General features: G+C 66.7%; 8 protein-coding genes. 1 reads left to right on the top strand and 7 read right to left on the bottom strand.

Annotated features, from left to right (window positions below):
* Nucleotides 1-114 precede the first annotated feature (114 nt).
* A complete protein-coding gene (locus tag ACIPXZ_RS00575) occupies nucleotides 115-591 on the top strand; it encodes a hypothetical protein (protein WP_400590084.1) in 477 nt (158 codons plus the stop codon).
* A 99-nt stretch (nucleotides 592-690) separates the two neighbouring features.
* Here ACIPXZ_RS00575 and ACIPXZ_RS00570 read toward each other — a convergent pair whose 3' ends face one another.
* From ACIPXZ_RS00570 to ACIPXZ_RS00540, 7 genes are all read right to left on the bottom strand, one after another.
* Complete coding sequence (locus ACIPXZ_RS00570; protein WP_400590082.1) at nucleotides 691-1,755, bottom strand: UDP-N-acetylmuramate dehydrogenase; 1,065 nt, start codon at nucleotides 1,753-1,755, stop codon at nucleotides 691-693.
* Entirely contained in the window at nucleotides 1,752-2,189 is a 438-nt protein-coding gene (locus ACIPXZ_RS00565; RefSeq protein WP_400590081.1) for a MaoC family dehydratase, read from the bottom strand. The genes ACIPXZ_RS00570 and ACIPXZ_RS00565 overlap by 4 nt, the downstream gene beginning before the upstream one ends.
* On the bottom strand, nucleotides 2,189-2,638 hold the full coding sequence (locus ACIPXZ_RS00560) for a MaoC family dehydratase N-terminal domain-containing protein (RefSeq protein WP_400590080.1): 450 nt from the start codon (nucleotides 2,636-2,638) through the stop codon (nucleotides 2,189-2,191). The genes ACIPXZ_RS00565 and ACIPXZ_RS00560 overlap by 1 nt, the downstream gene beginning before the upstream one ends.
* 116 nt (nucleotides 2,639-2,754) lie before the next feature.
* On the bottom strand, nucleotides 2,755-2,982 hold the full coding sequence (locus ACIPXZ_RS00555) for a DUF3188 domain-containing protein (RefSeq protein ID WP_400590078.1): 228 nt from the start codon (nucleotides 2,980-2,982) through the stop codon (nucleotides 2,755-2,757).
* Nucleotides 2,983-3,001: 19 nt separating this feature from the next.
* A complete protein-coding gene (locus tag ACIPXZ_RS00550; protein WP_400590077.1) occupies nucleotides 3,002-3,862 on the bottom strand; it encodes an HpcH/HpaI aldolase/citrate lyase family protein in 861 nt (286 codons plus the stop codon).
* A 162-nt stretch (nucleotides 3,863-4,024) separates the two neighbouring features.
* Entirely contained in the window at nucleotides 4,025-4,999 is a 975-nt protein-coding gene (locus ACIPXZ_RS00545) for an aldo/keto reductase family oxidoreductase (protein WP_400590075.1), read from the bottom strand.
* Between the two features lie 72 nt (nucleotides 5,000-5,071).
* Nucleotides 5,072-6,679, bottom strand: a complete 1,608-nt coding sequence (locus tag ACIPXZ_RS00540; RefSeq protein ID WP_400590073.1) for a Na+/H+ antiporter — start codon at nucleotides 6,677-6,679, stop codon at nucleotides 5,072-5,074.
* Nucleotides 6,680-6,742: the final 63 nt, after the last annotated feature.

The following is a 6,742-nucleotide window of genomic DNA, read 5'->3' as shown; positions in this document are numbered from 1 at the left end:
GAGCCCACGCAGCGGTAGTGGGCGAGGGCCCGGCCCGAGGGAGTCGGGACAGGGAGCCCACGCAGCGGTAGTGGGCGAGGGCCCGGCCCGACGCCGCCCGACTAAGGTGTAAGTGTGACCCTGGGAGAACTCTGGCCGAACATGCGCCTGCTGAGCCGTAGCCTGGCCGTGCCCGGCTGGTTCCTTGCCCTGCTCGGCATGGGAGCGGCTTTGGTCGTGGCCATCACCTCCGGCCTGCACGTCTCCGCCACCTTGCAACGTGTCCAGGTGGTGGGTTCCTTCTCTGCGGCCGTGTCCATTGTGCTCCTGGCGTGCGCCGTCTTCACTCAGCCCTTGGACAAGCCACGATCCGCCCGATGGCAGTTGTCTCTGAGCAATGAGTTGCCCGTCATGGTGCGCAGCTTCTACTTCGGCGCGCTCATGATGTTGCTGGGCGCCATCGGCTTCTCCGTGATCGGGCTTTTCCTCACAGGCGGCCCGACCTCCCAGACTCTCGCCTTCAGCCAGGTGTTCCTCACCGGAGCCTGCGCCTCCGCACTGAGTTACCTACTCTTCAGCCGGGCCTGTTCCCTGGATGAGCCGGAATCCTGACCCGCTCGTCATCGACAGCCACGGAGGGCTCATCCCGCCGAGGTGCCCCGGACGAGGGACGAGTCAAGGGCACCGGTGGGGACAGCCGATGCCATGGGATCAGAGTTCCACGCCGATCAGCAACGGCTCATTGTGGAGCTCGACGCCGAACCTCGCCTGCACGCCAGCGCGCACCTCACGCGCCAGGGCCAGGAGATCCTGGGCGCTCGCACTGCCACGGTTGGTCAGCGCCAGGGTGTGCTTGGTGGACAGGGACGCCCGTCCACCGCTCACTGAGTCCTCAGCCAGACCGTAGCCCTTGGGGAAACCGGCATTGTCGATGAGCCATGCCGCGGAAAGCTTCACAAACCCCTCCCCTGCAGGGTACCGGGGAGCGGTGTCGGGCAGCCGAACGGCTTCCGTCTCCGGGATCACGGGATTGGTGAAGAAGGACCCGGTGGACCAGGTGTCGTGATCCCCGGCATCCAACACCATGCCCTTGCCCTTACGCAGTTCCAGAACGGCGTTGCGGACGTCGAGAGCGTAAGCACGCTCACCCACCTCAACCCCCAGAGTCCGGGCGAGCTCGGCGTAGCGGATCGGGGCGCTCATCCGCCCCAGCGGGAGCTGGAACGTCACGCTGAGCACCACGTAGCGCGGCGAGCCGTTGTCCGTGGTCCGTTTGAGGATCGAGTCCCGGTAGCCGAATTTCAGTTCCGACAGGCTGAAGGTCTTCACGGCGTTGCTGCTGCGGTCCCAGGTGCGGACCTGCGCAATCGTCTGCGAGACGTCCGAACCATAGGCGCCGACGTTCTGCACCGGGGTGGCACCGGCGCTCCCGGGAATCCCGGAGAGCGCCTCCACTCCCGAATGCGCATGGAGCACGGACTGGTGCACGAAGTCGTCCCATTCGTGGCCCGCTTGCACGGTCACTGTGGCACCGCCGCAGCTCTCCTCGAAGGAGGTGTCAACACCCTGCGACGCGATGCGCAGCACCGTGCCCGGATAGCCGTCGTCGGACACCAGGAGGTTGGAGCCTCCGCCCAGGATCAGCAGCTGCTCCCCTGCGGCGTCGGCGGCCCGGACGGCGTCGATGATCTCCGCCTCCGTGGAGGCCTCCAGGTAACGGCCCGCGGGGCCGCCCACCCGGGTGGTGGTCAGCTCGGCCAGAGTCGGCTGGCTCATGCGTTCAGCTTCACCACGGCCTGCGCCTTCATGAGCACACGCTGGCCGTCGAAGGTGACGTTCAGATCGATGCGGGCGGTGCCGGCCTCCTCGTCGAGAGCACCGACGACGCCGATCACCTCGATCTGCGCACCCGGCGCTTCGGTGCCGGTGGTGTCCGTGACCAGAACCGGCTTGGTGAAGCGCGTCTGATAGTCGACGACGGCGCCCGGGTCACCTGCCCAGTCGCTCACCAGCTGTACTGCGGCACCCATGGTGAACATGCCGTGAGCGATCACGCCGGGCAGCTCGACGCCCTGGGCGAAGGCCTCATTCCAGTGGATGGGGTTGAAGTCACCGGACGCACCGGCGTACTTGACCAGGTCCACACGGTTCACGTCGATGACGCGGCGGGCGATCTCCTGGCCCTTTTCAAGTTCATTCAGTGCAGGCATTACTGTCCCTCTCCGCGGACCAGAATGGAGGACGTGGTGGTGGCGACCTTCTCACCGTCCACGGTGGAGATCTCCGACCGGGTGGTGATCATGGCACCGCCTCCCATGCCGCGGACTTGGTCCACGTGCAGCTCGGCCACCAGACGGTCGCCGGCCACGATGGGACGGTGATGGGTGAAGCGCTGGTCGGCGTGGACCACGCGGGAGAAATCGATGCCCGAGTCCGGGTCTTCGATGAGCTGGGCATCAGCCCGCTGAGCCACGATGATGGCGAAGGTGGGCGGTGCCACCAAGTCCGTGTGGCCGAGCGCCTGGGCCGCCTCGACGTCGAAGTGTGCCGGATGTGTGGCCTTGACCGCGCGGGCGAACTCACGGACCTTCTCGCGGCCCACCTCGTAGACCTCGGCGGCCGGGTAACTGCGGCCCTGCAGATCGGGATTGATGCTCATGGAACAAGCCTATCCCCGGCCAGGGAACGCTGGACCCACCCGCGAGGTGACAGCTGACGCCCCTAAAATCGAGTTTTAGGGGCGTCAGCTGTCACCTCGCGGGGAAAAGTAGAGGGCTACTTACCCTGGCGGCGTTTGTGGAGCTCGCGGCTGCGGATCACCATGCCCACCATGTGCAGCAGCAATCCGGCGCCGATCACCGGGAGTGCCCCGAGCGCCAGGCCGTTGTTGTGCGTCAGCAGACCGGTGATGTTCAGAGCGAAACCCACCACCAGGAGTCCCAGAGCGCTGAGCACCACGGTCTTGTAGAGCGTGGACGCCGTGGCCCAGAAGTCGCCGATCATCCCGTCGCCAGTTCCCTGATCAGACGGACGGAGCGACGCCGAAGGCCACGGCGAGCTTCATGATCTTCTCGGCGCGGCCGAGGCGGGGCAGATCCGAGCCGTCGCGGATCACGCGGCCGTTGGCCTCGAAGTCGTTCATGAAGTCGGTGGCCCAGGCGACATCGGACGGCGTGGGGCTGATGACCTCGTTGATGATCGCGGTCTGGTCCGTGGAGAGGCAGAGCTTGCCGGTCATGCCCATGGTCACGGTGATACCGCTCTGCTCGCGCAGGATCGGGTGGTTGCTGCCGACGGTCGGGCCGTCGATGGGGCCGGGCAGGCCGCCGACGCGGCTTGCGACGACGAGCTTGGCCCGCGGATAAGCCATCGCCTCAGGAGTCGCAGCCATGCCGGTGTCGCGGCGGAAATCGCCGGATCCGAAGGCCAGGCGGAAGCAGCCCTGGCCCTTGGCGATGTTGTTGGCCTCCTCGATGCCCACAGCGGACTCGACGAGCGCGACGACGGGGGTCTTGCCATCCATGCGGTGGTAGGACTCGGTCACCTGGTCGGCGGATTCCGTCTTGGCCAGCATGACGCCCAGCAGACCCGGGGTGCCACGCAGCCCGGCCAGGTCATCGGCCCAGAAGGGGCTGGTGGCGTCGTTGACGCGAACCCAGGCCTGGTGCCCCGCGGTCAGCCAGCCACGGACGTTTTCGCGAGCCTCGTCCTTATGCGAAGGGTCCACGGCATCTTCGATGTCCAGGATGATGGCGTCGGCGCGTGAGGCGGCCGCGTCGTCGAAGAGTTCCGTCTTCATGGCGTTGACCAGGAGCCAGGAGCGGGCGATCTCCGGGCTGATGTTGCGGGTGGGACGACCGGAGGAAGTGACGGAAGAACTCATGCCACTACGGTACCGGTCAGGGGTGCACCGGACCCAAGCGTTTGTGGGCTGCAGACAGTCATATCCGGTTTTATTTGACTTTTCTCACAGAAAGCGCGTGACCAGGCCCTATTCAGCGCTGGACCGGTATAGCTCCTGATGACCCGCTGACCCCGCCAGACCTCAGGGGATGAATTCACCCCGGGCGGCGATCCACAGGCGGTACCACTGCAGCCGGTCCATCCGCCCGGCGACGGCGATGGCATCGCCGCACGCCGCGATCCGGGAGGTGTTCGTGGTGCCGATCACCGGCGAGATGCCCGCCGGGTGCTTCATGAGCCAGCCGAGCAGCACCGATTCCGGGGCCACCCCGAAATCCTCTGCGAGCTCCCGCAACAGGGCCGCGGTCTCCCGCTCGGCGTCGTCGAGGTCCACCTCTGCCACCGCACCCGTGTACCGGCCGTTGGCCAGTGAACCGTAGGCCTGCAGTTCGATCCCCCGGCTCATGCAGTGTTCCAGCGTGCCGTGCGGGAAAGGATTACCGGCGCCCTGCCCGTGGTTGATCGTCACACCGGAGTCCACCCAGCCGCGCACCCCGAGGCTCATCTCGAGCTGGTTGGCGACGATCGGCGTCGCGAGGGCGTCTTGAAGGTGCTCCATCTGCGCCGCGGACATGTTCGAGACCCCCAGGGCCCTGATCCGTCCATCGGCCAGGAGTTCCTGAACGGCGCGGGCCGCCTCATGCCGTTCCAGCAGCGGATCGGGGCGGTGGAAAAGAAGCGTGTCCAGATGGTCGGTGTGCAGCCGGGTGAGGATGCCCTCCACGCGCTCCAAGATCGAGGCGTGGCTGAGGTCGTAGTAGTTGTTGAGCCCGTTCTCCCCCAGGCGGATACCGCACTTGCTCTGCAGCCGGATCTCCTCGCGCAGCCCGGGCCGCGCGGCGAGCACCTCGCCGAAGACGGCTTCGGCCTTTCCGGTGCGGTAGATGTCCGCATGGTCGAAGAGTTCGACGCCGATACCCCGGGCGGCGTCGATCACCTCGGAGGCCTGGGCCACGTCCTTCTCCGTGTACGGAGTGGAGTCCCAGGAGCCCCCCAGTCCCATGCATCCGTAGATCAACTGGCCGTGGGCTGCGCTGCGCGCCGTGTTCTGGGTCACTGACTCACTCTTTCACGAGCGGACGGCACACCGCCAGGGCCCCGGCCCTGCTCCTTCCCAGCACGGCTTCGCCTAGTTCGTGCTGGGCATGACCATGGTCCGCAGGTCGAGCTGCCGCAGCACATGGTCCGCGACCTCGGGATCCATGCCGAGTTCCTTGCGTGCCACCAGGACCTCCTGGCGGGCCGCGTCCAACGCGATGGTCTGGGCCGCGATCATCAGCTCCCGTCCCTTCGCGTAGCGCTCCCGGACCTCATCCGGAATGGCCGGCGCGGACCCGTCCGCGCCCCCGACGGGGCCACTCCCCTGCAGCTCCAGGTGCAGGGACTTCAGACGCTTCGCCATCTTGTTCTGCTGTTCCGGGCTGAGCTGAGAGACCAGTTCGCTCTCCTTCAGGGCGAGCAAAGCCGCCTTCTGAGCGCGCCGGGCCAGCATGTGCGCCGCTTCCTTCTCCTCTGATCCGTCATCCTGCGCCTTGAGGATCTTCATGAGCGCGGGGAGGGTCAGACCGGGCAGGACGAGTGTCACGAGGAGAACGGTGCAGGCGATCACCAGAATGTGGTCCCGGGCCGGGAAGGCCGAGCCGTCGTCGAGCGTCAAGGGAAGGGCGAGCGCCAGCGCCAACGTGGCCAGCCCCCTCATGCCGCTGTAGCTGAGGATGATGACGTCCTTGAGCTTGGATCGCCAATCGCCCTGGTACAGCTTGCCGCGGGTGGTCAAGTAGAACCAGGTCCACAGGAAGCGGACGGCGATCGCCACGACGCAGACGGCGATCGCGGACGGCACCATGTCGAAGATCGCTGCTCCTTCGGAGTGAATCACCTGCCGGATGTCCAGTCCCACCAGACCGAAGGCGAGACCGGTTGCCAGCAGCTCGACGACGTCCCAGAAGTTCGCCTGGCTGACACGTTCCGCCGCGTCTTCGGGCCGGGCGTGGCGCTTCATCTCCAGCGCCACCACGACGACGGCGATGACACCCGAGGCGTGCACCTCTTCCGCGAGGATGTAGGAGGCGAAGGGGACCACCAGGCTCACTGCCGTCCGCGCCACACCTGCCGTGACGAGCCAGGTGACGAACTTTGCGACGTATCCCATCCCGACGCCGATGAGCACCGCCAGGACGATGCCGAGGAGGAACTTGGGGATCAGGCTGGCATCGAGATTGCGACCGGCCAGGGTGGCTGCCACGGCCGCCTGGAAGATGACGATGGCGGCCGCGTCATTGAAGAGCCCCTCGCTCTGGAGGATGTTCATGAGCTTGCGCGGCATGTGCACCTTGCCCGCGACCGATTCCACCGCCACCGGATCCGGAGGTGCCACCATCGCACCCAGCGCGATCGCGGCCGGCAGACCGATGCCGGGGATCAGCAGCCAGGCCGTGCCTGCGACCGCGGCGGTCGTGACCACCACCAGGCCCACGGCAAGCCAGAGCAGGGTCCGCCAGCGCAGCTGGAACACCTGCCAGGAGCTGCGCTGGGCCGTGGCGAAGAGCAGCGGCGGCAGGAAGACCGGAAGGATGAGTTCGGGGTCGATCGCGAACTCGGGGAACCCCGGGATCGCCGTCATCACCATGGCCATGAGGAGCATGAGCACGGGATACGGCAGCTTCAGACGGTCCCCCAGACCCACGGCGAGAACCGTGGCGAAGAGCAGTCCCATGATCAGTGCGAGCTGTTCCATGAGGTCATTCTCCCAGCACCGGACGCGGGGCTGACCCATCCGGCTCGGCAGGGACGTCTCTTG

This window comes from Arthrobacter sp. NPDC090010, assembly GCF_044748305.1.
Classification (GTDB): Bacteria; Actinomycetota; Actinomycetes; order Actinomycetales; family Micrococcaceae; genus Arthrobacter_E.
Note: the sequence above shows the minus strand (reverse complement) of the source record. Positions and strands in the feature narration are given on the sequence as shown.